A 24,457-nucleotide genomic window follows, 5' to 3' on the forward strand; every position below is an offset into this window, starting at 1 on the left:
TGATGAAAAAGTTATACATCCTTTTACTCCTTCCTTTTTTGGCTTTAGGACAAAGTCAGAATCAAAATTATGTTAAAACCACTACCTACAAGGTGGCAACGGCCAGTTCAATAAGTAATCCAATGCCAAACCAAGCCACGGTTCAGGTGGATTATTTTGATGGAACCGGACGCCTAATCCAACAAAGAGCCATCAAGCAAGCTCATGGTGATGGTGATATTGTAACCCATGTGGGCTATGACAATGTTGGCAGACCAACCAAAAGTTATATGCCTTATGTTGAAACCACATCCAGTTTGTTATATAATCCAAATGCACATCAAGAAACCCTTAGTTTCTATAATACTCCAACCTATGAAAACACCACTAATCCCTACAGTGAGCAACAAATCGAAGCTTCGCCCTTGGGAAGGGTTTTAAAACAAGGTTCACCCGGTGAACATTGGATGGTCGACTTTCCCAGTAGTACAACTGATCACACTGTAAAATTTGAATATCAGTCAAACGCGGCCTCCGAAGTGCGTTTTTTTAAAGTGTCAAACACTAAAAACTCCACAACTAAATTATACGACATTGCTTTAGTTAACTCCGGATTTTATGGGGCGGGTCAATTGACCAAAACAATTGTTAAAGATGAAAACTGGACAACAGCCGCCGGTAATAATCATACTACACAAGAGTTTAAGAACAAACAGGGGTTAGTGCTACTCAAAAGAACTTTTGAAAATTCGTTGGCTCGAGATACGTATTATTTGTATGATGACTTTGGCAATTTAACCTATGTTTTCCCTCCCGGGGTGAATACCGCATCATCAATCACGACCACGATTTTGAATGATATGTGTTATCAATACAAATATGATTTTAAAAATCGGTTGGTAGAAAAAAAATTACCCGGCAAAGATTGGGAATTCATTGTGTATGACAAATTAGACCGCCCCGTGTTATCAGGCCCGGTATTAACCCCTTTTGGCGGAACACAAAGAGGTTGGATGGTTTCAAAATTCGACGCTTTTGGCAGAGTAGCCTATACAGCATGGGTGAGTGAAAACACGTTTACATCGGCCAGAAGAAACACGTTACAGAACACAAAAGATTTGGCTGCCGAACCTATTTTTGAAACAAAACTAACGTCAGCCACAACCAATAATGGCGTAAGCATTCAATATTCTAACACTGTTTTTCCTAAAACAACCTACACCATTTTATCCATTAATTATTATGACAATTACACTTATCCGGGAGCACCTGCCATACCACCAACGGTAGAAGGACAACCTGTTTTAACTAACGCCAAAGGACTCCCTACCGGAACTTGGACACGGGTTTTAAATGCGAGTTCAGTAGTGGGTGAGTTATCCTATGTGATTTATGATTACAAAGCACGTCCGGTGCGAACCTATCAATCTAACTACTTAGGCGGATTTAGTCAAACCGATTCTTATATGGAGGATGGTTTGCTCCTATACACCATTACGTCGCACAAGCGAACCAGTCAAGATAATGAGATAGCTGTACAAGAAAATTTTGAATATACTGCCCAAGGCAGACTGGTGAAACACTTGCATAAACTTCCCAACCTTGTGCAAGAGCGTTTGTCCAACAATCAGTATAACCCATTGGGTCAATTGATTGCTAAAAATGTGGGCGGAACAAACCTAACGGGTGAATTAGGCTTGCAAAAAGTAGACTACCGCTACAACATCCGCGGTTGGTTGTTGGAAATAAATAACACGAACGATTTAAGCAGTGGTGGCGGACTTTTTAACGATTTATTTTCGTTTAAAATAAATTATAACACGGTAGATAATAGTTTAAACAACACGGTAAAAGCACTCTACAATGGTAATATTTCCGAAACGTTTTGGCGTACAGCCGGAGACAATGTCTTGCGAAAATACGGCTATTCCTATGACCAGATGAACCGATTGTTGAGTGCCGTATATCAAAAACCCGGTGCAACGGTAGAAGTAACCAATAGTTATAACGAAATCCTGTCGTATGATGCAAATGGAAACATTAGCACCCTAACCCGCACGGGAGAATTTGACGACCAATTTCAAAACTTGCAAATAGATAACTTGGCCTATTTTTATCATCCCACCAAAAAAAACCAGTTGATGAAAGTCACCGATTATCAAAACAACCCCAATGGTTTTAAAGACGATAGTGATGGCACCAATGATACGGTAGATGATTATAGCTATGATGGATTTGGCAATATGTTGAGCGATGCCAATAAAAACATATCGATTATTCGATACAATCATTTAAACTTACCCACGTTAGTAGATTTTGGTGTTGCAGGAAAAATTGAATACCTTTACAATGCGGCTGGGGTAAAAGTTCAAAAAAAGGTAGCCGAAGGAACACTCATCACCATTACCGATTACCTCAATGGTTTTCAGTATGTAAAAACTGGAAGTAATGCATTGGAGTTAGAGTTTTTTCCACATGCCGAAGGCTATGTAAAAGTAACCGATGGCAATGTATATAATTACGTTTACAATTACACCGATCATTTGGGTAATGTTCGTTTGAGTTATACCAAAGACCCTGCAAGCAACGTTCTTACGATTTTAGAAGAAAACAACTATTATCCTTTCGGTTTAAAGCACCGGAATTATAATATGTCGCAAAAGCAGTATTCCAAGCTGATGAATGGTGGTGGCATTATCATTACCCCCACCAATCAAACGGTGTATGATTACAAACTCAACGGCAAAGAATACCAAGACGAACTAGGACTCAATATGTATGCCATGGACATGCGTCAGTATGATCCGGCTATTGCAAGATGGGTCGTGCAAGATCCGGTGGTACATCATAATTATTCTCCCTATAGTGCTTTTGATAATAATCCTGTGTTTTGGGCTGACCCAAGTGGTGCTGATAGTAGTATGCCTGAATTTTTTGATGGATTAGGAAGACAAAAGTATGACTCGAGAGGACAATACATTACACCATTAGATCGTGGCGATATTAGTCATGATGTGATGACGCAGCTTTTTGAGATGAGGAGGAAGTCAGAAAGAATGGGAGGTGTAAAAGAGTTTGTATTACCGCCAGGGGTTGTTGATTTTTTTGCAGAAGGTAAAGCAGAAAACGAATTGTTTAGAATTTATGATGCCGATGGCAGAACGGCTCATGTGTTTTATGCTAGTTTTTTTGGGGAAAGTGAAGATGTAAAAAGAATAGTTGGAGCTTCAACACATCAAAGATCATCTAGTTCTGGGCCTTCTCTTTTTAGTGCTTTAACTTTTGGGCTTGGTATTGGAGAAATCACCAGACAAGGGGTTTCTTATGTGCAGTACGGAGCAAGTGCAGGTCGGGTGGAGCATGCACTTACAGCAGGTAAATACATACATCGGGGACAAGTTTATTGGCAAGGGAATTATCCGAAAGTTACACAAGCTATGAAGAATAGTTTGAGTGGGGCTAAGTTTTTGCAAAATGTTGGACAAAAAATAACAGTTGCTTCCGCAGGTATGACGGTATACGATGGCCTTAGTAATGGTTGGGAAAATCATCATACAGCAGATTTAATTATTACAGGAACATTATATTTTCTTGCGGCTTCAAATCCATTAGGATGGATTGTAGGAGGTGTATATACCATTACTGACATGGCTGTTCAAGCCCATACAGGAAAATCTATTACTCAAAATTTGTTTGATTAAATTCTATAAATTATGTATTACTGGCTATTTATTAAATTTTACAATTTTTACAAGAAAAAGAATAATTATGATCCATTATTTAATAGTGTGGCTTTGATTTTTTTTGCTCAAATAGTTCATTTTTTTTTAATTTTCTTAATTCTAGGAAGTATATTTAATTTTGAAATTCCTTCATTTAGTAAAGATAGATTTGTTAATAAATTAGCTTTTCTTCCTATTTCACTATTATGGCTTATTACAATTAATAATTATTATAAAAATAAATTAAAGAAATCAGAAGCTAAGTCTGATTACAAGGTATTAAAATTGTATGAATTACTGTTGTTGATTTTTTTTATTATTATAGTACCTTTATATGTCACTATAAGATTATCAGGTGGTCAAATCTGGAAATAGGAAGAGGTAATGTTCAATGATTAGTGATGAGCAGGACGGGTATAAATACAAATTAAATGACTGAGTGTTTCAGGCAGAATTAGAACTGAAACAGCTATGGACTTCCGCCAGTATGATGCTGCGTTAGGAAGATTTATGGCCATGGATAGACTTACGGAGTTGACACCGGGTATTACGCCGTATCGTTTTGCGTTTAACAACCCCGCTCCGCAAAGTGTTCGAGCATAAAGTTCCTATGAAAAGCTCCGCAAATGTCTCCTGACTTTACGGAATTTAAAAAAATAAAATAAGAAATATCAGAAAGTTTATTATTTTTATTTAAAATTTACACGCCATGAAAGAAGGATATGTCATCAGAGACCAAAACCTGCCACATTTTTTAACTGCAACAATTGTTGATTGGATTGACGTTTTTTCCAGAAAATCATATCGAGATTGTGTTATTGATTGTTTAGATTATTGCATCAAAAACAAAGGAATGGTTCTATACAGTTATGTAATTATGACAAATCACATTCATATGATTGTTCAGTCAAAAGAAGGAAAACTGTCAGATTTAATTCGTGATTTTAAGAAATATACAGCCAAAACCATTTTAGAAAAAATTCAAAATGAACCAGAAAGTAGAAAAGAATGGATGTTAGAACGTTTTCAATTGGCGACAAAGACTCGTAGCAGAAATAAAAATTTTCAATTTTGGCAATTAGGGAATCATGCAGAAGAAATTATTCTGAAAAATTTATGTGGTCAAAAATTGACTATATTCATTTAAATCCCGTTCGTGCTGGATTAGTAGAAAAAGCATCTCACTACCTCTATTCAAGTGCTTCAAATTATGTGTGTAACGAAGGTTTGATTAAAGTTGAATTGGTTGACATATCCCTTAAAAGCAATTTAAATCCAAATTTAATTACAAAATATAGTAGTTATGATTAACTTACATTCCGCAAAGTCGGGAGACATTTGCGGAGCGTTGCTACTAAGAAGACTTTGCGGAGCGGGGTGCTTTTGATAATAATCCTGTTTTTTGGGCAGACCCAAGTGGGGCGGATAGTAGTATACCACAACTGTATGATGGGTTTGGAAGACAAAAGTATGACTCTAGAGGACAATACATTACGCCATTAGAACGAGGTGACATTAGCCATGATGTGATGACGCAGCTTTTTGAGACGAGGAGAGTTTCGGGGAATGGCGACGGAAATAGTAAATGTTCTGATTGTCCACATCCAGATAAATATACACATAAAAATAAAGAAATTTTTTCATCTAAAGATGGGAATGATTATATATTTTATAACAATGAATGGCACTTAATTGGAAAGGAAGAATTTGTTGAAGAAAAATATTGGGATCCATATGATCCAAAAGGATTTGTAAGTGTAAAAGTCAAAAGGGAAGATGCATTTGAGGCTAATTTTTTAATTTCTGAACTTAAATCTGAAGGAACAAAAAGTGCTGTAGGATGGGGTAGTTTAAAGAAAGGATTTGATTATACCTTAATAGGAAAAGAAATTATTAAAAAATCAAAAGAAGGTGGGGCTGGACAAGTGATAAAGAAGAAATTAGCTGGTACAAATATTTTTTGGATGTCATATAATTTTCATAAAGCATCAAAAGAACATGCTATTCAGATGTTTAAGTCAATGGAAAGACACGATAAAGCAGTTGAACTATTAAGAAAAAAAAATAAAATTTAAATGAAATTAAGTATTTTTTTAAAACTAATATTAGTTTTGATAATTTTTAGTTTGTTCTGGTCATTTGAATATTTGAACTCTGACTCGTTAATTTTGTTATTATTGATTTACTTCAATGAATACTTAAAAATAATGGTAATTCAAAAATTGAAATATAAATTAATTTACAGAATTTATATTTATTTTCTATTTATTAATTTAATTCTTTTTTTAATTTATTATTTTGGATATTTGGATAATTCATTTTATTTGATTCTTTTTTTATTGATACTTATACAGTGTTATTATTTGTTTAGAAATAATTATAAAAATGAGGCTAATAGGTAATTTTTCACAGTTAGTGATGTAGGTAATGTTCCAAAGTTAGTGATGAACCAAAATTCACAACTTAACCATTTGTAAAACAAACCTCATGCCGAAGGCTATGTAAAAGTAACTGATGGCAACGTGTTTAATTATATTTACAATTACACCGATCATTTGGGCAATGTTCGATTGAGTTATACCAAAGATCCGGCAATCAACGTTCTTACAATTTTAGAGGAAAACAATTATTATCCTTTTGGTTTAAAGCACCGAAATTATAATATGGGCAGAAAACAATATCTTAAACTGATGGATAATGGTGGTATTCAAATCACACCAACAAATGAGACAGTTTATGATTATAAACTAAATGGCAAAGAATACCAAGATGAGCTCGGTTTAAACACGTATGCCATGGATATGCGGCAGTATGATCCGGCTATTGGCAGGTGGGTTGTGCAAGATTCGGTGGTGCATCACAATTATTCACCGCATAGTGCTTTTGACAATAATCCGGTAATGTTCCAAAGTTAGTGATGAACCAAAATTTACAGTTTAACCATTTGTAAATCAATATTTAAATAAAAATTAAAATAAAAAGACGAACGATGCTGTTCGTCTTTTTTACATTTGAAAATGGTTTAAAACGAATGTAATGAAGAAAAGTGACACCACGTGTTTCAAAATTAGTGATATTGGAATTTGTCCACATTGCAAATCAAACCAGATTATAAAAAACGGTTTCACAAAGAACAGAAAGCAACAATTTTATTGCAAAAGTTGCAAGACAAGAAGTATTGATTTTTATTCTAACAATGCTTATTGCAAATACATAAATTCTTCGATTATACGACTAACAAAAGAAGGTGTTGGAATACGGAGTACAGCAAGAATATTGAATATTTCACCAACAACTGTTTTAAGAAGAATTATTTTAATTGCAAAAGCTATTAAATCGCCTTCAATTTCAATGGGTAAGATTTATGAAGTAGATGAAATGCGAAGTTTTATTAGTAATAAGTCTCGACCAATTTGGATAGTATATGCTTTGCAAAGAAAAACAAAAAAAGTAGTCAGTTTTGCAATTGGCAAAAGAACATTACGAACACTTGGTACGGTAATCAATACGCTACAACTTTCTAAACCTAAACGAATTTACACCGATGGTTTAAGACATTATAAATCGCTTACAGAAAAAACTATTCATTGTGTCAAAAGATATGGCACTAATCAAATTGAGCGGAACAACCTCACTCTACGCAACAATTTGAAAAGATTAAACCGTAAAACAATTTGTTATTCAAAGAGCTATTCTGTTTTGCTTTGTGTTTTAAAAATTTATTTTTGGGGATAAAGTTAATTAATCTTTCACTAGATTTACTCTCCCAAAACAATCATAAAAAAACATTAAAAGCTTCACATTTTTTGAGGTCTTTTTTAGATTTAGTACATTTGGAACAGAAATTGCAACTGCTATTGAAAAAAGACTAAGTTTATGAAAAAATTACTGCTTATATTCCTGTTTTTATCGACAGCCAGTTTCGATTCTCAATCTAATTCTCCCCGAAAAGAAGACGCGTATGATGTGGGTGAATGGTTTCAATTTAAAATTACGTACGGATTAATTAATGCCGGATTTGCCGAATTGAGCGTGAGCGAAGCCACCCGAAATAACAAAAAAGTATTTCACGCAAAAGGTCGCGGGTACACCACCGGAATGACCAAATTTTTCTTTAAAGTAGAAGACGATTACCAAAGTTTTATTGATAAACAAACCGGAGTTCCCTATCAATTTATTAGAAAAATAGATGAGGGTGGTTATACCAAAGACCAAGAAGGTTTTTTTAATCACGCTAGCAACACAGTTTTTGTTAAAGATTACAAACGAAAGACTGAAAAAACATTTCAAGTGCCGGATAAAACACAGGATATTTTATCTACGTTCTATTATTTGAGAAATCATCCCAATGTGGATAAACTAAAAGTTGGAGAGTCGATTGACATTGATATGTTTTTTGATGAAGAAATAACAAAATTTAAACTAAAATTTATTGGTCGTCAAGATATAAAAACTAAATTTGGGCTCGTTCCCACCATGATTTTCAGACCTTATGTGCAAGCCGGACGTGTTTTTAAGGAACAAGAAAGCTTAACTGTTTGGATTTCAGATGACGACAATAAATTACCTATACGAATTAAAGCCGAATTAGCCGTTGGATCGCTTAAAGCCGATTTGGAAAAATTTAAAGGATTAAAACATACATTTACCGTTAAAGCAAAACCGTGATGAATACAACTGCACACGATGAAATTCTTGAAAAATTAGAAGAAAAGTTTCAAGCAATTAACCAAAAAACTGAAACTCATTTAGAAGGACTTCTGTGGGCAAAACCTATTACTTACTGGGATTATATTCAAACAGACGCTTTACTCAATCTGCAAACGCAACGCACCACTTTGCCGGATGAAATGGTTTTTGTCATGTATCATCAAGTGAATGAATTATTGTTTAAAATGATTCTTTGGGAAATTGAACAAGTTTGTCATTCTGAAAAACCTGAAACTGCTTTTTTTACCGAAAAATTAATGCGAATTAGTCGTTATTTCGACATGCTTACCACATCTTTTACCATTATGAAAGATGGAATGGAAGTAGAACAATACATGAAATTCCGAAATACGTTAACGCCTGCAAGCGGTTTTCAAAGTGCTCAATATCGTTTAATAGAATTTGCTTCAACTGATTTGATTAATTTAATTGATTACCGTTTTAGAAGTTCAATTGATCGCGAGACACCTTACGAACACGCTCTTGAACATCTGTATTGGCAAGCAGCAGGTAAAGATTATAAAACGGGTGAAAAATCATATTTAATTTTAGAATTCGAAAGAAAATATAAGAAAGAATTTTTGTCTTTCATGGAAGAATACAACACAATTAATCTTTGGCAAAAGTTCAAGCAATTGCCGGAAGAAGATCAAAAAAATGAAGCTCTTGTAAAAGCCATGCGACATTATGATTACACGGTTAACATTACGTGGGTGATGGGGCATTTTAATGCCGCAAAAAAATACATCGAAAGTGGTCATGGAAGTGGCGAAGCAACCGGCGGAAGCGATTGGAAGAAATACATGCTTCCCAAATACCAAAGAAGAATATTTTTCCCTGAATTATGGTCTGAAGAAGAATTGGCAACTTGGGGAGAAAAAGAAAGTGTTTAATTAGATTAAAAGCAACAAATTGAAATTCAACAAAATACTACCTATACTATTCGCATTGAGTTTGTTTTCGTGCGAAAAAAAGGTTGATAAAGTCATTATAGAAGAAGATACAAAACCCAAAATTCCAATTGTCGTTGAATTCGGATTCACTTTAAACGATTATTTGGTTGTTCAAGATACGATTAAGAGTGGCGATACCTTCGGAAAATTATTAGAAAATCACAACATCGGAAACTTCAAAGTTCACGAAGTAACTGAGCAAGTAAAAGACAGTTTTAACATGCGAGATATTCGTGTTGGAAAGCCTATTACTTTACTAAAATCAAAGCAAAAGCCCAATCAACTTCAGGTTTTTATCTATCAAAAAGACAATATAAATTATAGCGTAGTCGATTTTCGGGATACCATTGTCAAGGCCTATAACAAACAAAAGCCAATCACAATCAAGCGAAGAACTATTGCAACCGCTATTCACGGTTCGTTGTCTGAAACATTGAACAAAAATGGGGTAGATGCAGGTGTGGCAAATAATTTGGCTAAGATTTACGAATATTCTATTGACTTTTTTAAGATTCAAAAAGAAGATAAATTTGCCGTTACGTTTTATGAAAAATACATCAACGATACTATTTATGCCGGTGTAGATCGATTAGAAAGTTCGTTTTTTGAACATAAAGGAAAAAAGATTTATGCCTTTCCATATAAAATAGACAGTCTTTCCAAAAAAGTAGATTATTACGACGAAGAAGGAAAAGGATTGAAAACAATGTTTTTAAAAGCTCCATTGGACTTTTTCCGAATCTCTTCCCGATTTTCACCCAAACGTTTTCATCCCGTTCAAATGACTTGGAAAGCCCACAAAGGAACCGATTATGCTGCTCCACACGGAACGCCAATTAAAACAACTGCTTCAGGTATTGTTGAACGCACTGGTTACACCGCCGGAAACGGGAATTTCGTGAAAGTAAAGCACAACGGAACGTATTCTACCCAATACCTCCACATGTCTAAAATTTTGGTCAGACAAGGGCAGCATGTAGCACAGGGCGAAGTAATTGGGAAAGTAGGAAGCACAGGTTTGGCAACCGGTCCGCACGTGTGTTATCGTTTTTGGAAAAATGGAGTTCAGGTTGATCCGCTTTCGCAAAAATTACCGAACACCGAACCAATGAATGCAAAACACAAAGCAAAATATTTAGAATATATTGCTCCTTTAAAGAAAGAATTAGACAGTATAGCGACACTAAAATTTAAATAAAAATGGCTTTAGAAAATACAAATCCGTCAGGAACAGCAGCTTGGCAAAGCTTGAGAAAACATTTTGAAGACATGCAATATGTCTCGATGCAAGAGCTTTTTGAAAAAGATTTAAAACGGGCAGCCAATTTTCATTTGCAATGGAATGATTTTTTGGTAGATTATTCTAAAAATATCATCACCCAAGAAACAATGAATTATCTTTTGGATTTGGCTAAAGAAGTCAATTTAGAAGATGCTATTAAGAAATATTTTGCCGGAGATGTAATCAATCAAACCGAAAACAGAGCGGTTTTACACACAGCTTTGCGAGCTCCGTCTGATTCAAAAATTTTGGTTGATGGTCAAAATGTGATGCCGGAAATTTATTCGGTTAAAAATAAAATTAAAAATTTTACAGATGAAGTTGTTAACGGACATAGAAAAGGATTTACCGGAAAACAATTCACCGATATTGTAAACATTGGCATTGGCGGTTCCGATTTAGGTCCGGTAATGGTGGTTGAAGCTCTTCAATTTTATAAGAATCATTTGAACGTTCATTTTGTTTCCAACGTAGATGGCGATCACGTGAATGAAGTGATTAAGAAATTAAATCCGGAAACTACTTTATTTGTCATCGTTTCAAAAACATTTACCACACAAGAAACTTTATCAAATTCGGAAACCATTCGAAATTGGTTTTTGAAATCTGCCAAACAAGAAGACGTAGCTAAGCACTTTGTCGCTGTTTCTACTAATATTCAAAAAGTAACCGAATTCGGAATTCATCCCGACAATGTTTTCCCAATGTGGGATTGGGTTGGCGGACGATTTTCATTGTGGAGTGCTGTTGGTTTATCTATTAGTTTAGCCGTTGGTTTTGATAATTTTGATAAATTATTAAAAGGTGCAAACCAAATGGATGAGCATTTTAAAACCACTCCATTTGACAAAAATATTCCGGTTGTTTTGGCTTTGTTGAGTGTTTGGTACAACAATTTCTTTGGAGCAGAAAGCGAAGCGTTGATTCCGTACACACAATATTTGCAAAAATTGTCTTCCTACCTACAACAAGGAATTATGGAAAGCAATGGGAAAAGTATCGACCGCGACGGAAACCCCGTGAATTATCAAACCGGAACAATTATTTGGGGTGAACCGGGAACAAATTCGCAACACGCCTTTTTCCAATTAATTCATCAAGGAACAAAATTGATTCCGACGGATTTTATTGGTTATGTAAAACCCCTTCACGGAAATCAGGATCATCACGATAAGTTAATGTCTAACTTTTTTGCTCAAACGGAAGCTTTATTAAACGGAAAATCGGCAGAACAAGTTCAATCAGAATTTCAAAAGCAAGGAATTGAAGGAGAAAGAGCTGCATTCTTATCGCCTTTTAAAGTTTTTTCAGGAAACCGTCCAACCAATACTATTTTAATCAATCAATTAACCCCTGAAAGTTTGGGAGAATTAATCGCTTTATACGAACACAAAATTTTTGTGCAAGGTGTAATTTGGAATATCTTTAGCTACGATCAATGGGGAGTTGAATTAGGAAAACAATTGGCTAACTCTATTTTGGATGAAATTAATTCCGGAAACATGAAAGAGCACGATAGTTCTACAAGCTTTTTATTAAAGTATTTTTTGGATAGAAAATAGTATTTTTCTAAACTTAAAAAGAAAGAGGCTTATTCATTTAAAAGATGAATAGGTCTTTTTCTTTTTTTGATTATATTTGTTATTCAAAAAAATCAACGGTATGTACGAATTATTACAAAAACTTCATTCTTGGTGGGCTTATTTGGCCCTTATTGTGCTTTTAATCGCTGTAGTGAATGCATTAATTGGCTATGCTTCCAAAAAATCATTTGAGTCTAAAGATTTAAGAATTTCGCTTTTTGCATTGATTTTTACGCATGTTCAATTGTTGTTAGGATTAGCCGTTTTCTTTGTTTCGGAAAAAGGAATTAAAGCTTTTGGCATAGAAGGAGCAATGAAAAATTCGGAATTACGTCTCACTATGTTAGAGCATCCCCTTATTAATATTATTGCGATTGTGTTAATTACAATAGGTTGGTCTAAACATAAAAAAGTGGCTCAGGAACTAAAATTCAGAAAAATTTTATTCTTCTACGGAATTGGATTATTGCTTATTTTAAGCCGACTTCCATGGAGTTCATGGTTAGCCTAAATTAATTTAAACCACGTTTATCGTGGTTTTTTCATTTTTGGAACATTATTTGTTAAATGAATCGAGCACTTAAAAGTTGGATTATGAAACATAGAACCGAACTCATCGTGTTTGGCTTATTTGCCTTACTCTTTTTCAGTAGTTTTTCATTTAAAACAAAACGTTTTGAAAAACCAACCATTCAGCGATTGATTCTTAATGATACAATAAAGAATGATAGCATCTTAATTGATAGTATTAAAGTAGAAGAAAATTATATTTTTAAACTCTATAAAAAAGGTGCTCACGCCTCCTACTATCACGATAAATTTACAGGAAGAAAAACAGCCAGTGGTCAAGTTTTCGACAATCAAAAATATACTGCTGCTCACAAAAAATTACCATTTGGAACAAAAGTTCGAGTAACAAATGAAGCAAATGGCGAATCTACAATGGTCACCATTAATGACAGAGGTCCATTTACCAAAGGAAGAGAAATCGATTTGAGCAAAAGAGCTTTTCGTGATATTGCCAGACATCACGGTTACGGTTCAATGAAAGTAACAATTGAAATTGTAGAAGAAGTGAAAGACAGTTTAAAGCTGGATTAGTTTTACTTTAATTTACTTCCTTTTGCTGCCCACCACGGTAGAACTTCAACTTCTAAACGACCCGCTTTTACTGCCGGATCAAGGTTTGCTAGACTATCGGCTTCTTTGATTGTTTCGGTATTAAAAAGTAAAAAACCTGCCACCGTTTCGTGATTTTCGGATGGTCCGGCCAAACTGATTTTTCCGGTTTTGCTCAACCAAGAAATATGAGCCATGTGTTGTTTTTGAAGTTCCGTAGCTTCTTCTTTTGAGTGGTTTCTGTTCTTTCCTTTTTTCAACAAAACCAAAAAATATTTTTGCATAACATAGGTCGAATCACCTTCTTTATACGAAAACGTTTCGTGATTTGTCTTTGTAATTTCTTTGTGAGGTGTAACCATTTTTGCAGTGTCAGTTTTAGTGCTGTTGCATCCAATAATCGTCCCTAAAAGCAGTAGTAAAACACTTTTTTTCATATTATTTTTTTTCAATTTCCTCCAAGCGTAATCCAATTCCAATGACATTTGGAAGATATTCTCCATCAAATTGATTTGAAATACTAATGCTGTGTTTTCCTTTGGTTAATGTTTTGTCACTAAAAACAACTTGTCTTAAATCACAAACATCCCCCATGCATTCTCCTCTGTCTTTGCCATTATCATCTTTTATAGATAAATTAATTTTTTCGACACTTACGGTTCCATCCGGATTTTCGATTCTAAATTGTATCGGAATTTCAGGAAATTGAAAATCATGCACATGTCTAAAATCAAAAAATAAAGTATAAGATGATTCTTTTTGAATGTCGATCGTATGTGTTTTTATTGTTGTTTTAAACCAACGATTATCTTTAAAATCGTTATCAATTTTTTGATAAACGGATGATTTATCGCAAGAAAGCAATAGAAAAAAAGCAATAAAAAATAAAGGTTTTACTAATTTCATTTTGTCCAGTTTTTATAAGGGTTTTTACTCAAATAAGCGTTATAATATTTTTCATCGTTGGTTACTTCTTCTCCCAACCAATCGGGTTTTTCAAAGCTTTCTTGTTCGGAATTTAATTCAATTTCGGCAATAATTAATCCGGCATTTTGACCCGAAAAAACATCCACTTCAAACACGTGATTCCCTTTTTTTATTTCATAACGAATTTTATCAATCACACCTTTTTCGCAAATTGACAAAAGTAGTTCGGCTTCGTTGAGCGGAATTTCCATTTCCCATTCCAAACGACTCATTCCGCATTCATTTCCTTTTCCTTTAACGGTTAAAAAACCTTTTTCGCCTTTTATTCGAATACGAACCGTTCGTTCCGGAATTGAACTTAAATAGCCTTGTACAATCCGGTTTTCACGAAAAGCTTCATCGATAAAAGCAGTAGAAATCACTAAAAATTTTCGCTCGATTTCAATCATTTAATTATTTTTTTTATATTGTAAGGTAAAGATAATTCAATACATTCGTATAATAAAAAAAAATCCTATATGCCTATTTGGTTTGCTAGAAAGAAGAAGAAACCGTTGCTTGAAATCATCAAATTTTACTTTGATGAAAATAGGCGTTGGAAAGAAACAGAAGATAATTATGATGTGTTGGTTGAAATCGTTTCATCCATTCGACCTAAAAAGCCAAAATCGGTTGTTGAAGTTGATTTGTTCGATTTGATAACTTTTTTAACTGAAAATAAATCGATTGCAAATGAACTTTCAACGTATCTAACCGAATTATTTTTTGAAAAGAAAATCAGTAAAATTTTAACTGATGCAGCCATTTTGCAAGACGCTGCCTTTTTTCATGAAGTTAAAAAAAGAGCTTTTGCCAAAATTTTGCCGTTTCAACATCCAATTGATTCATTAGAATATGTTTTAAGTCAGGTTTTTTACAGCGATACTGATCCGATTTGGATTAACAAAATTCCGCAAGCTCAAATTGAAGAACTGTATGATTTGTTAGGATTTAAATCGATTTATGAAACAATAGAACAAAATTCTGTTCTTTCTGAAATAATGATGGCGATGTCCTTAATTTCTCAACGGATGAGCGGCCGTGCGTTAGAATCAGATGTATTGAAGATGGTGCCGGAATATTTTCATTATGAAAGTCCGTTTGCCGCTTTTGAAAAAGAATTACATCTTATTAAAGATGGATTGCACGAGGAAGAAAGTAGTCATTGCATTACTTCCGATAGTTTATCGTATAAACAATTGTTGGTTTTACATAAACAATGCGAAGAATATGTAGAAAAAGCCTTTGCCAATTCATCAAAATACGGAATTACCATTCATGTAAACCAGAGTTTGCTGCGAATTCGTCAACAATTGTATCGCTTAAAAGTGCTACTTCCGCTTCTTGCGGTTGACAAAAAAATTGATAAAAAAAGAAATAGCATTCGACTTGCCTACAAACTTATCAAATACAATTGTACACGAAATAATTTACGCACATTCATCAAAGAAAGTACGCAATTAATATCTTACGAAGTAACGCAACATACTGCAAAAACAGGAGAAAAATACATTACACAGTCAAAAATTGAATATTTTAAAATGTTCAATACTGCTTTAGGTGGAGGATTTATTGTTGGGATTTTGTGTATCATCAAAGTGTTGCTTTCTAAACTGGATACTAGCGATTTTGGCTATGCTTTTTTGTATAGTATGAATTATTCGATTGGTTTTATTGCGATTTATCTTTTAGGATTCACGTTAGCCACCAAACAGCCCGCTATGACTGCCGCCGCTCTGATTAGAGCATTGCAAGAAGGAATGAAAAATGAAGATTCGGAAGAAAAACACCAAGTTTTTGCCGTGTTTTTTGCTCGCGTTTTTCGATCACAGTTTGTCGCTTTTGTGGGAAATGTGATTATGGCTTTTCCGATTTCTTTGCTCGGAATTTATTTAATCGATTTAGCGTTTGATTATAACATTGCCGAAACAAAATGGAAAACATTGGTCACCGATTTGAGTCCGATTCATTCTATGGCGATATTTCACGCTGCTATTGCCGGATGTTTTTTGTTTTTATCCGGAATTATTTCAGGAAGTGTGGCAAACCGTGATAAACACTACGAAATTTACCAACGTATTAAAGAACATCCATTTTTAAAACGAACTTTCGGAAAAATGAAAGCGGAAAAGTTTGCGAAAATATACGAGATGAAATGGGCCGGAATTATTTCTAATTTCTGGTTTGGTATTTTTATGGGAACAACCGCTTCTATAGGTGTTTTTTTCGGATTAAACTTAGATATTCGGCATATTACTTTTGCCAGCGGAAATCTTGCTTTAGGACTTTACGGTTCCAATTACACCTTAGATACTTGGATGATTTTTTGGGGTGTTTTTGGTGTTGGAATCATTGGATTAGTTAACTTTATTGTAAGTTTTAGTTTGTCGTTGGGATTGGCTTTTCGATCCAGAGATATTCCGTTTACCGAGTTACGGAGCATTACCGTTTCGATCTGGCAACATTTTAAACGCAGACCATTTTCTTTCTTTTTCCCAACCGGAACAAATGTTAAACCCAATGAAGGAGGAGATAAAATCCCGCAAAATAATTCACATTGACATGGATGCTTTTTATGCTTCTGTGGAGCAAAAGGATTTTCCAGAATTAATAGGAAAGCCTTTGGCTGTGGGCGGAAGCGAAATTCGAGGTGTAATTTCTGCTGCGAGTTATGAAGCCCGAAAATTTGGTGTTCGCAGTGCGATGAGTGGCGTGCAAGCCAAAAAATTGTGTCCGGATTTGGTTTTTGTTCGACCTCGTTTTGAACGCTACAGCGAAATTTCAAAGATAATCCGAAAGATTTTTTATGAATACACCGATTTAGTCGAACCGCTTTCGTTGGACGAAGCCTATTTGGATGTAACCCAAAACAAAAAAGGAAATCCGAGTGCTTCCTTACTCGCACAAGAAATCAGAAAACGCATTTTTGAAGAAACTGGTCTGACGGCTTCGGCAGGAATTTCCATTAATAAATTTGTGGCAAAAGTGGCTTCAGATTATAATAAACCAAATGGTCAAAAAACTGTTAATCCCGATGAAGTTGAACCTTTTTTGGAAGCATTAGACATCCGAAAATTTTATGGTATTGGAAAAGTCACCGCCGAACGTATGTATCAATTTGGCATTTACACCGGAAAAGATTTAAAAAATCGGAGTTTAGAATTTTTAGAACAACATTTTGGCAAAAGCGGAACGCATTATTATTACATCGTTCGAGGCATTCACAACAGTCCGGTTAAACCCAATCGCATTTCAAAATCGGTGGGAGCCGAACGAACATTTAATGAAAATTTGTCTTCCGAAGTGTTTATGGAAGAACGTTTGGAAAGCATCGCCAAAGAACTCGAAAAACGCTTACAAAAGCACAAAATCGCCGGAAAAACGATAACTTTAAAAATAAAATATTCCGATTTTTCACAACAAACCCGAAGCAAAACATTGCCTTATTTTATTTCGGATAAAGCATTGTTATTAGAAACTGCCAAAGAATTATTGTACCAAGAAAAATTAAAAGAATCTGTTCGTTTGTTGGGAATTTCTTTAAATAATTTAAACACGGAAGTAAAAAAAACGGTGGTGGTACAGTTGCGGTTTGAGTTTTAAATGTTTTGTATTTTTGGTTATTCTGAAATTAAAGATTTGAAAAACGTTCTAAGCAAAAAAATCAATTAGTAAAATTTCAATATGTTATTAATGATAAAAAAATATTCAAAAATTCTATTTCTTATTTTAATTCTCCAAAGTTGTGAGAGGAAGAATGATTTTGAAAAGGATAAAAATAAATATGAGAGTTATTATAAATTTTTAGACAAAAAGGGTCAGTTAAGATTTTACTTTCATAAAAAAACTCATTTTGAAAAAGGACTTAGAATAGACACTATTTTTACAATTAAAAACAATGCAACAGAACTAGAAAGAATAGAAATTTATAGATGTGATGATGATAAATTGTATCATATTGATTCTGATTATAATGAGCATTTATATTTTATAAAAAAGGATACCTGCATTCAATTAATTGTAGATGATGATCTAATTGAAACTTGTTTTATTGGTTACGAAGATATAGCTATTGACGACAAGAAATTCTATAAATTATTAAAATTCAAAAAGGAATATTTAAGTAATGACGGTATTATTACACATGTTTATTTTGATGAAAATTATAATATTATAAGAGAAGAATTTGTAGAAGGGTATAAGTTTTATTTTCGAATTGATAAAACAATGAACACAATAAAACACATAAATTAAAATTATGCGTAGAAAGTATTTTGTTACTGTATTTGTGTTTTTATTCTTGTTAGGTTGTAATAAAAACAATAATGAGTTTATTTTCATAAGTAATGAAAATAAAGTGTTTTCAACTAAAAACTTTGTTTTTTACACTAACAATAATGAAGAAGTTTATTTGTTTTTAGAAAATAAAAAAGAAAGAGATATTATTTCAAAAAAGACAATATTATCAGTTAAATATAGGTCCAATGACGAACAAATGGAAGCAAAAATCATTGATATAGTTTTTTCAAGAGAATTAAATCGAAGCCCATTTATTATAGAAGTTGATAGTAAAACAAAAACTATTGCTACAATAAAAAAAAATAATAAAGACATGTTTTATATTGGACAAAAAAGAGATTTATCACCTAATTTGTTAAAAGCAGTTGTTAGAAACACAAAAGACATTTTACCATAATTAGAATTACCATAATTTCAAAAAATAACCCTCATCCAAACCAAAATTCCCCTATTTTTGCAACACAAAGGCATTTTGCTTTAGTAAGTCAGACCATTACAATGAAAGATAAATTTTATCAATACATTCAAAATCTTCAAAATCAAATTACTTCCAAATTAGAAGAAGTAGATGGAGAAGCCAAATTTAGAGAAGACATCTGGGAACGCCCCGAAGGCGGCGGCGGAAGAACCCGAGTAATTGAAAACGGAAAAGTTTTTGAAAAAGGTGGCGTAAACATATCAGCTGTTCACGGAAAGTTACCTGATTCTATGCAAAAATTATTCAACGTGGGCGAAGCCGATTTTTTTGCCTGCGGACTCAGTTTGGTCATTCATCCCAAAAACCCGATGGTTCCCACCGTTCATGCCAATTGGCGGTATTTTGAAATGTATGATGAACAAGGATTTGTAATAAAAAGTTGGTTTGGCGGCGGACAAGATTTAACGCCATATTATCTCTTTGAAGAAGATGCAATTCATTTTCATCAAATGTGCAAAACAGCATGCGACAAGCATAATCCTGAATTTTATAAGAAATATAAAAAACAATGTGATGATTATTTTTGGAATGCTCACAGGAACGAAGCCAGAGGAATTGGAGGATTATTCTTTGATTATTGCAGAGAATCACTTGAATTTTCAATGGAACAGTGGTATGATTTTGTAGCCGAAGTGGGGAATAATTTTTTAGAATCATATGTTCCGATTGTTGAAAAAAGAGTAAATTTACCTTACTCTGATAACCAACGAAAATGGCAGGAAATTCGTCGTGGTCGCTATGTGGAATTTAATTTGGTTCATGATAAAGGAACCCTTTTCGGACTAAAAACCAATGGCAGAATCGAAAGCATTTTGATGAGTTTGCCTCCGCATGTGCAATGGGTGTATGATCATCATCCGGGAGAAGGAAGCGAAGAAGAAAAATTAATATCGGTGCTGCAAAAGCCAAAAGAATGGGCGTAAAAATTGTAATACTACTGTTTTTGGGAGGAATTAGCTGCTCGTTTGCTCAGCAGGATTCTGAACTAAGCAGTCATTTTACAAATTATGACGAAAAAGTAATAACCAGTTTATATTATTTTGATACTTCCAATAGTTTTGTATTTAACTTTAATTTAGACGGCACAGCCAATTATTTAGAATTTGAGCCCAATCGACGTGAACAAATCGGAGTGAATTTGAGTTATAAATTTATCGATGTTTCCTACGGATTTTCTCCTTCTTTTTTTGCGAAGAATAAAGATAACAGTGATTCAAAATTATTCACTTTAAGCACACGGTTGTATCATAAAAAATGGATGCAGTCGCTCACTTTTATCAATCAAAAAGGGTTTTATGTGAGTAATGATGAAGGTCAAGCTCTTTTTCCACGAATGCGAACCACAAAGATTGGCGGAACAACATCGTATATTTTCAATGATAAATTTTCATTCAAAACCATTGCCAATCAAAAAGAATGGCAATCAAAAAGTGCAGGAAGTTTTATTCCAAATCTTTCGATGTATTATACCAATTTCGATTTGAATGATGGCGGCGAAGACACCAAGAGCAATATTTTTCTGGCTTCATTGGCTCCATCTTATTTTTATAACTTTGTTATCAATAATCATTTCTTACTTTCAGGGGGAATGTCAACCGGGGCAGGACTTACGAGTGTGGATGGAGATGTTTCGGCAATTTATGAATGGAGTGCGAGCTTAAAAATTGGCTATAATTCCGATTCGTTTTTTACCTTTGTAAACCTGAATTATATCGATTTTATTCAGGACACAACCGCTCAAATTCGATTGAACGACGAAATTTCAACGGTAAAAATAACCGCAGGCTATCGTTTTGATCCACCCAAAAAAGCAAAAGAATTTTACGATAAAACAACAGAAAAAATCGGATTGTAAATCAATCAAAAAAGAACAACATTATGTTTCCACTCAGAAGAAATAGACGACTCAGAACCAACGAAACCATTCGCTCACTAGTACGTGAAACAATACTTTCTCCCAGCGATTTTATTGTTCCGCTTTTTGTTGTGGAAGGTAAAAACGTGAAAGAAGAAATTCCTTCCATGCCAAATTATTTCCGTTTGAGTCTCGATTTATTGGAAAAGGAAGTAAAAGAATTAGCCAAATTGAACTTGAAAACGGTTTTAGTTTTTGTAAAAGTTCCCGACAATTTAAAAGATAACAAAGGAACCGAAGCGTTAAACCCAAATGGTTTGATGCAACGAGCCGTGAAAGTAATCAAAAACGCCGTTCCGGATATGATTGTGATGACTGATGTAGCGTTAGATCCCTATTCTTCTTTTGGCCACGATGGTGTAATTGAAAACGGAATAATTGTCAACGATTTAACATCAGCAATATTAGCCGAGATGAGTTGTTCGCATGCCGAAGCCGGTGCCGATTTTGTAGCCCCAAGTGACATGATGGATGGCAGAATTCTTGAAATTCGTGAAGCACTGGAAGACGAAGGATACGTTAACATCGGAATTATGGCATACAGTGCAAAATATGCATCGGCTCATTATGGACCATTTCGTGATGCATTAGACAGTGCTCCTGTAGATGCTCAAGACATTCCGAAAGACAAAAAAACCTATCAAATGGATTACCATAATCGCATTGAAGCCATTCGTGAAACGAGAATGGATATTGATGAAGGAGCAGATATTGTCATGGTAAAACCGGGAATCGCTTATTTGGATATTGTTCGCGAAATTAAAAATGCGTTTGATGTTCCGGTGGCGGTTTATCAAGTTTCAGGTGAATATGCGATGATCAAAGCGGCTGCAGAAAAAGGTTGGTTAGACCACGATGCTGTGATGATGGAACAAGTTACTGCTATCAAAAGAGCCGGTGCAGATATGATTGCAAGTTATTTTGCGAAAGATGTGGTAAAAATTATTTCATAACTGATAAATATCAGATTTATACACAGATTAACGATGTAAATTTGTGTAAATCAAATTCCTAGCACATGAAAAAAATAGTTGTTTTTGTTGTTTTTGTGATGTTATTCTCTTGCCAGAATAAGAAAGAAGAATCCTTTGGAACTGATTCTAAGTCGGTTTCTGAAGTAACAGATGATTCTGTTGAGGCTAAAATTAAGCTAGGAGAAGAACTTTTTAATGGTGTTGGTTTATGCCACACATGTCACAAGCCGGATCAAAAAGTAATTGGACCAAGCATTAAAGAAATTGCTACTATTTATAAAGAACAAAATGCTGATATGGTCGATTTTCTTCGTGAAAATGCAAAACCAATTGTAGATCCAACTCAATATGAAGTGATGAAAACCAATTTTGCGGTTACCAAAAGCATGTCTGATGAAGAATTACAAGCAATTGAACTTTATATGCATAGTTTAATTAAATAAACGAAACCTAATCAATAAGTAATTTGAACCCAACTCTTGGAATATTTTCAATCCGAATGTTGGGTTCTTCTTTAAAGATTTTTCGCAAACGGGAAATAAAAACATCCAAACTTCTTCCGACAAAATAATCATCGGTTCCCCAAAGTTCCATTAGGATTTTTTCGCGTTTCAAAACGGTGTTTTTATTATCTAAAAATAATTTCAATAAAGCTGCTTCTCTTTCAGTTAAATTGGTAATTTCTTTTCCTTTGGTAACACAATAATTGGTTGGGTCAAATTCAAATGAACCAATTAAATAAGTGGAATTATTTTTAGAAGATGTTTTTTGACTTCGATTTAAGAAAACTTCAATTTTCAGCGTCAATTCTTCCATGCTGTAGGGTTTCACCAAATAATCATCGGCACCCAATTTCAACCCTTTAATTCGGTCTTCTTTCATCGTTTTTGCAGAAAGAAAAATGATGGGAATTTCTTGATTTCGTTTTCTGATTTGTGTGGCAATTTCAAACCCATCCATATCAGGAAGCATCACATCCAACACACATAAATCAAATTCATCATTACAAAAGGCATCAAAACCCGCTTGACCGTTTACGAAATGAGCCACATCGTATTGGCTCTCCAAACTGTCGGCGGTTAAAAAACCTAATGTTTCATCGTCTTCTACATATAGAATTTTCTTTTTACTCATACAATGTCTTTTTTTGGAATAAAGATAGAAACCGTAATTCCTTTGTTTGAATTATTTTTAATTGAAATTTTCCATTGATGCAAATCGATAATTTTTTTCACATAAAATAAACCAATTCCAAACCCCTCAATGTCTTTTTTATTTTCTCTGGGAACGCGGTAAAATTTATCAAAAACATAATCAATATGTTGAGGTGAAATTCCGCTTCCGTTGTCTGAAAAATTAAGTGTTATTCCTTTTTCTGTTTCTAACGATTTTATTGTTATTTCGGGGTTTTCCGTGCAATATTTTACTGCATTATCCACTAAATTAAATAGAATGTTATTAAAATGAAATTCGTCTGCCAAAATGTTTACTTTATCCGAAACATCAATATTAATAATTGTTTTTTTGTTTGATTTTAGCAACGTATTTTCTTTAACCAATTCAAGAATTTCTTTTAGATTGATGGTGCTTTTTTCTAATTCAATCCATTTAGCATCGCCTTTTGCAACATTTAGAATCCGTTCTATATGATGATTTAATTTATGACTTTGATTCGTGATAATTTGCATGTATTTTGCCAATTTCGGATTGTTTTTAATTTCCTCCTGCGAAGTAGCATACTGCGAAGCAATCAAAATTGAAGAAAGTGGTGTCTTGAATTCGTGTGTCATATTGTTGATAAAATCCGTTTGCAATTCGGTGTATTTTTTTTGTTTCAACAAAAGAATAACCGAATAAACATAAATTATCAAAACTAAAAATAAAATTCCGGTATATATCCAATATTGTCCCAACGAAGTGATGAATTTATGCTGTAAATCCGGAAATCGAATTCCGAAATAGTAAATCAAACCTTCATTCTTTTTGAAACAATTTTCGCATTTTTCCGGTTTTCCGGTATAGCTTGAAATGTAGCTGCCATAAATCATTTCATCTGTCGCACAATCATAAATGGCATATTCATAATCCAATTCAAGTTTCACTTTTTCAAATTCTGTTTTGAGATAATATTCTAATACTTCGTGCTCAAAAACATCATCAAGATTCACAATATAATAATCGTCGGTAATTTTTTTTACTTGATTAGTAATGGTTAATTGTGTTTTATTATCACGATAAATTCGTTTTACCACATCTTGAAGAGCAAAATGAATTTTTTCTTCATAGTCTTTTTTCTCAAACCTATACGCCTGGTTTAGCATAAGTAATTGCATGACCAAAACGCCTGCAATGCAGAGAAATCCAGCTAAGATGATGCTATTTAATCGTGTAAATTTCAAAGGTTTACTTGTTTTATATTGACAAAACTACACACAGAATTGTGTAAATTGAAGTTAATTTTTGCCGATTAACATCTC

27 protein-coding genes are annotated in these 24,457 nt (G+C 33.9%); 22 read left to right on the forward strand and 5 right to left on the reverse strand.

Annotation, left to right across the window (positions count from 1 at the left end; translation table 11 throughout):
* Positions 1-2 precede the first annotated feature (2 nt).
* From B4N66_RS04975 to B4N66_RS05035, 14 genes are all read left to right on the forward strand, one after another.
* On the forward strand, positions 3-3,680 hold the full coding sequence (locus B4N66_RS04975; protein WP_291092802.1) for a DUF6443 domain-containing protein: 3,678 nt from the start codon (positions 3-5) through the stop codon (positions 3,678-3,680).
* A gap of 12 nt (positions 3,681-3,692) precedes the next feature.
* Entirely contained in the window at positions 3,693-4,076 is a 384-nt protein-coding gene (locus B4N66_RS04980; protein WP_291092803.1) for a hypothetical protein, read from the forward strand.
* A gap of 96 nt (positions 4,077-4,172) precedes the next feature.
* A complete protein-coding gene (locus B4N66_RS04985) occupies positions 4,173-4,304 on the forward strand; it encodes a hypothetical protein (protein ID WP_291092804.1) in 132 nt (43 codons plus the stop codon).
* A 106-nt stretch (positions 4,305-4,410) separates the two neighbouring features.
* Entirely contained in the window at positions 4,411-4,848 is a 438-nt protein-coding gene (locus tag B4N66_RS04990; RefSeq protein ID WP_324522799.1) for a transposase, read from the forward strand.
* Complete coding sequence (locus B4N66_RS16360; RefSeq protein WP_324522797.1) at positions 4,818-5,012, forward strand: hypothetical protein; 195 nt, start codon at positions 4,818-4,820, stop codon at positions 5,010-5,012. The genes B4N66_RS04990 and B4N66_RS16360 overlap by 31 nt, the downstream gene beginning before the upstream one ends.
* A gap of 218 nt (positions 5,013-5,230) precedes the next feature.
* Positions 5,231-5,776: a hypothetical protein gene (locus tag B4N66_RS04995; RefSeq protein WP_291092806.1), complete on the forward strand. Its 546-nt coding sequence runs from the start codon at positions 5,231-5,233 to the stop codon at positions 5,774-5,776.
* A 447-nt stretch (positions 5,777-6,223) separates the two neighbouring features.
* Positions 6,224-6,616 (forward strand): RHS repeat-associated core domain-containing protein, encoded by a 393-nt coding sequence (locus B4N66_RS05000; protein ID WP_291092807.1) that lies wholly within the window; start codon positions 6,224-6,226, stop codon positions 6,614-6,616.
* A 121-nt stretch (positions 6,617-6,737) separates the two neighbouring features.
* Entirely contained in the window at positions 6,738-7,436 is a 699-nt protein-coding gene (locus B4N66_RS05005) for an IS1 family transposase (RefSeq protein ID WP_291092808.1), read from the forward strand.
* Between the two features lie 141 nt (positions 7,437-7,577).
* On the forward strand, positions 7,578-8,369 hold the full coding sequence (locus tag B4N66_RS05010; protein ID WP_291092809.1) for a DUF3108 domain-containing protein: 792 nt from the start codon (positions 7,578-7,580) through the stop codon (positions 8,367-8,369).
* Positions 8,369-9,304 (forward strand): tryptophan 2,3-dioxygenase family protein, encoded by a 936-nt coding sequence (locus tag B4N66_RS05015; RefSeq protein ID WP_291092810.1) that lies wholly within the window; start codon positions 8,369-8,371, stop codon positions 9,302-9,304. Before B4N66_RS05010 ends, B4N66_RS05015 begins: the two co-directional genes overlap by 1 nt.
* 19 nt (positions 9,305-9,323) lie before the next feature.
* On the forward strand, positions 9,324-10,562 hold the full coding sequence (locus tag B4N66_RS05020; RefSeq protein ID WP_291092811.1) for a M23 family metallopeptidase: 1,239 nt from the start codon (positions 9,324-9,326) through the stop codon (positions 10,560-10,562).
* Between the two features lie 2 nt (positions 10,563-10,564).
* A complete protein-coding gene (gene pgi / locus B4N66_RS05025) occupies positions 10,565-12,208 on the forward strand; it encodes a glucose-6-phosphate isomerase (protein WP_291092813.1) in 1,644 nt (547 codons plus the stop codon).
* A 100-nt stretch (positions 12,209-12,308) separates the two neighbouring features.
* On the forward strand, positions 12,309-12,740 hold the full coding sequence (locus tag B4N66_RS05030; protein WP_291092815.1) for a hypothetical protein: 432 nt from the start codon (positions 12,309-12,311) through the stop codon (positions 12,738-12,740).
* Positions 12,741-12,823: 83 nt separating this feature from the next.
* On the forward strand, positions 12,824-13,330 hold the full coding sequence (locus tag B4N66_RS05035) for a septal ring lytic transglycosylase RlpA family protein (protein WP_291092816.1): 507 nt from the start codon (positions 12,824-12,826) through the stop codon (positions 13,328-13,330).
* A gap of 2 nt (positions 13,331-13,332) precedes the next feature.
* On the opposite strand, the gene B4N66_RS05040 is transcribed toward B4N66_RS05035, so the two are convergent.
* Genes B4N66_RS05040 through B4N66_RS05050 form a run of 3 tightly spaced genes read right to left on the reverse strand, consistent with a single transcriptional unit; the run spans position 13,333 to position 14,724 of the window.
* On the reverse strand, positions 13,333-13,785 hold the full coding sequence (locus B4N66_RS05040) for a YciI family protein (RefSeq protein WP_291092817.1): 453 nt from the start codon (positions 13,783-13,785) through the stop codon (positions 13,333-13,335).
* A 1-nt stretch (position 13,786) separates the two neighbouring features.
* Positions 13,787-14,254 (reverse strand): hypothetical protein, encoded by a 468-nt coding sequence (locus tag B4N66_RS05045; RefSeq protein ID WP_291092818.1) that lies wholly within the window; start codon positions 14,252-14,254, stop codon positions 13,787-13,789.
* Positions 14,251-14,724, reverse strand: a complete 474-nt coding sequence (locus B4N66_RS05050; RefSeq protein ID WP_291092819.1) for a CYTH domain-containing protein — start codon at positions 14,722-14,724, stop codon at positions 14,251-14,253. Before B4N66_RS05050 ends, B4N66_RS05045 begins: the two co-directional genes overlap by 4 nt.
* Before the next feature lie 69 nt (positions 14,725-14,793).
* On the opposite strand from B4N66_RS05050, the gene B4N66_RS05055 reads away from it, so the two are divergent.
* The 8 genes from B4N66_RS05055 to B4N66_RS05090 all read left to right on the forward strand — a co-directional run bounded on the left by B4N66_RS05055 (position 14,794) and on the right by B4N66_RS05090 (position 22,423).
* Positions 14,794-16,875 carry a recombinase gene (locus B4N66_RS05055; RefSeq protein ID WP_291092821.1) on the forward strand — a complete coding sequence of 694 codons (2,082 nt, stop codon included), beginning with the start codon at positions 14,794-14,796 and terminating at the stop codon, positions 16,873-16,875.
* On the forward strand, positions 16,835-17,917 hold the full coding sequence (dinB, locus tag B4N66_RS05060) for a DNA polymerase IV (protein WP_291092822.1): 1,083 nt from the start codon (positions 16,835-16,837) through the stop codon (positions 17,915-17,917). The genes B4N66_RS05055 and dinB overlap by 41 nt, the downstream gene beginning before the upstream one ends.
* Before the next feature lie 90 nt (positions 17,918-18,007).
* Positions 18,008-18,568 carry a hypothetical protein gene (locus B4N66_RS05065; RefSeq protein ID WP_291092824.1) on the forward strand — a complete coding sequence of 187 codons (561 nt, stop codon included), beginning with the start codon at positions 18,008-18,010 and terminating at the stop codon, positions 18,566-18,568.
* 4 nt (positions 18,569-18,572) lie between these two features.
* On the forward strand, positions 18,573-19,010 hold the full coding sequence (locus B4N66_RS05070) for a hypothetical protein (protein WP_291092825.1): 438 nt from the start codon (positions 18,573-18,575) through the stop codon (positions 19,008-19,010).
* Between the two features lie 101 nt (positions 19,011-19,111).
* Positions 19,112-20,014: an oxygen-dependent coproporphyrinogen oxidase gene (hemF, locus tag B4N66_RS05075; protein WP_291092827.1), complete on the forward strand. Its 903-nt coding sequence runs from the start codon at positions 19,112-19,114 to the stop codon at positions 20,012-20,014.
* A complete protein-coding gene (locus B4N66_RS05080; protein WP_291092829.1) occupies positions 20,005-20,946 on the forward strand; it encodes a DUF4421 family protein in 942 nt (313 codons plus the stop codon). The genes hemF and B4N66_RS05080 overlap by 10 nt, the downstream gene beginning before the upstream one ends.
* Positions 20,947-20,969: 23 nt before the next feature.
* Entirely contained in the window at positions 20,970-21,959 is a 990-nt protein-coding gene (hemB, locus tag B4N66_RS05085; RefSeq protein ID WP_291092830.1) for a porphobilinogen synthase, read from the forward strand.
* Positions 21,960-22,024: 65 nt separating this feature from the next.
* Positions 22,025-22,423, forward strand: a complete 399-nt coding sequence (locus B4N66_RS05090; RefSeq protein WP_291092831.1) for a c-type cytochrome — start codon at positions 22,025-22,027, stop codon at positions 22,421-22,423.
* A 7-nt stretch (positions 22,424-22,430) separates the two neighbouring features.
* On the opposite strand, the gene B4N66_RS05095 is transcribed toward B4N66_RS05090, so the two are convergent.
* A complete protein-coding gene (locus tag B4N66_RS05095) occupies positions 22,431-23,114 on the reverse strand; it encodes a response regulator transcription factor (protein WP_291092833.1) in 684 nt (227 codons plus the stop codon).
* A complete protein-coding gene (locus tag B4N66_RS05100) occupies positions 23,111-24,379 on the reverse strand; it encodes a sensor histidine kinase (RefSeq protein ID WP_291092834.1) in 1,269 nt (422 codons plus the stop codon). Before B4N66_RS05100 ends, B4N66_RS05095 begins: the two co-directional genes overlap by 4 nt.
* Positions 24,380-24,457: the final 78 nt, after the last annotated feature.

The sequence above is a fragment of the Flavobacterium sp. UBA2787 genome (assembly GCA_002352205.1).
Lineage (GTDB): Bacteria > Bacteroidota > Bacteroidia > Flavobacteriales > Flavobacteriaceae > Flavobacterium.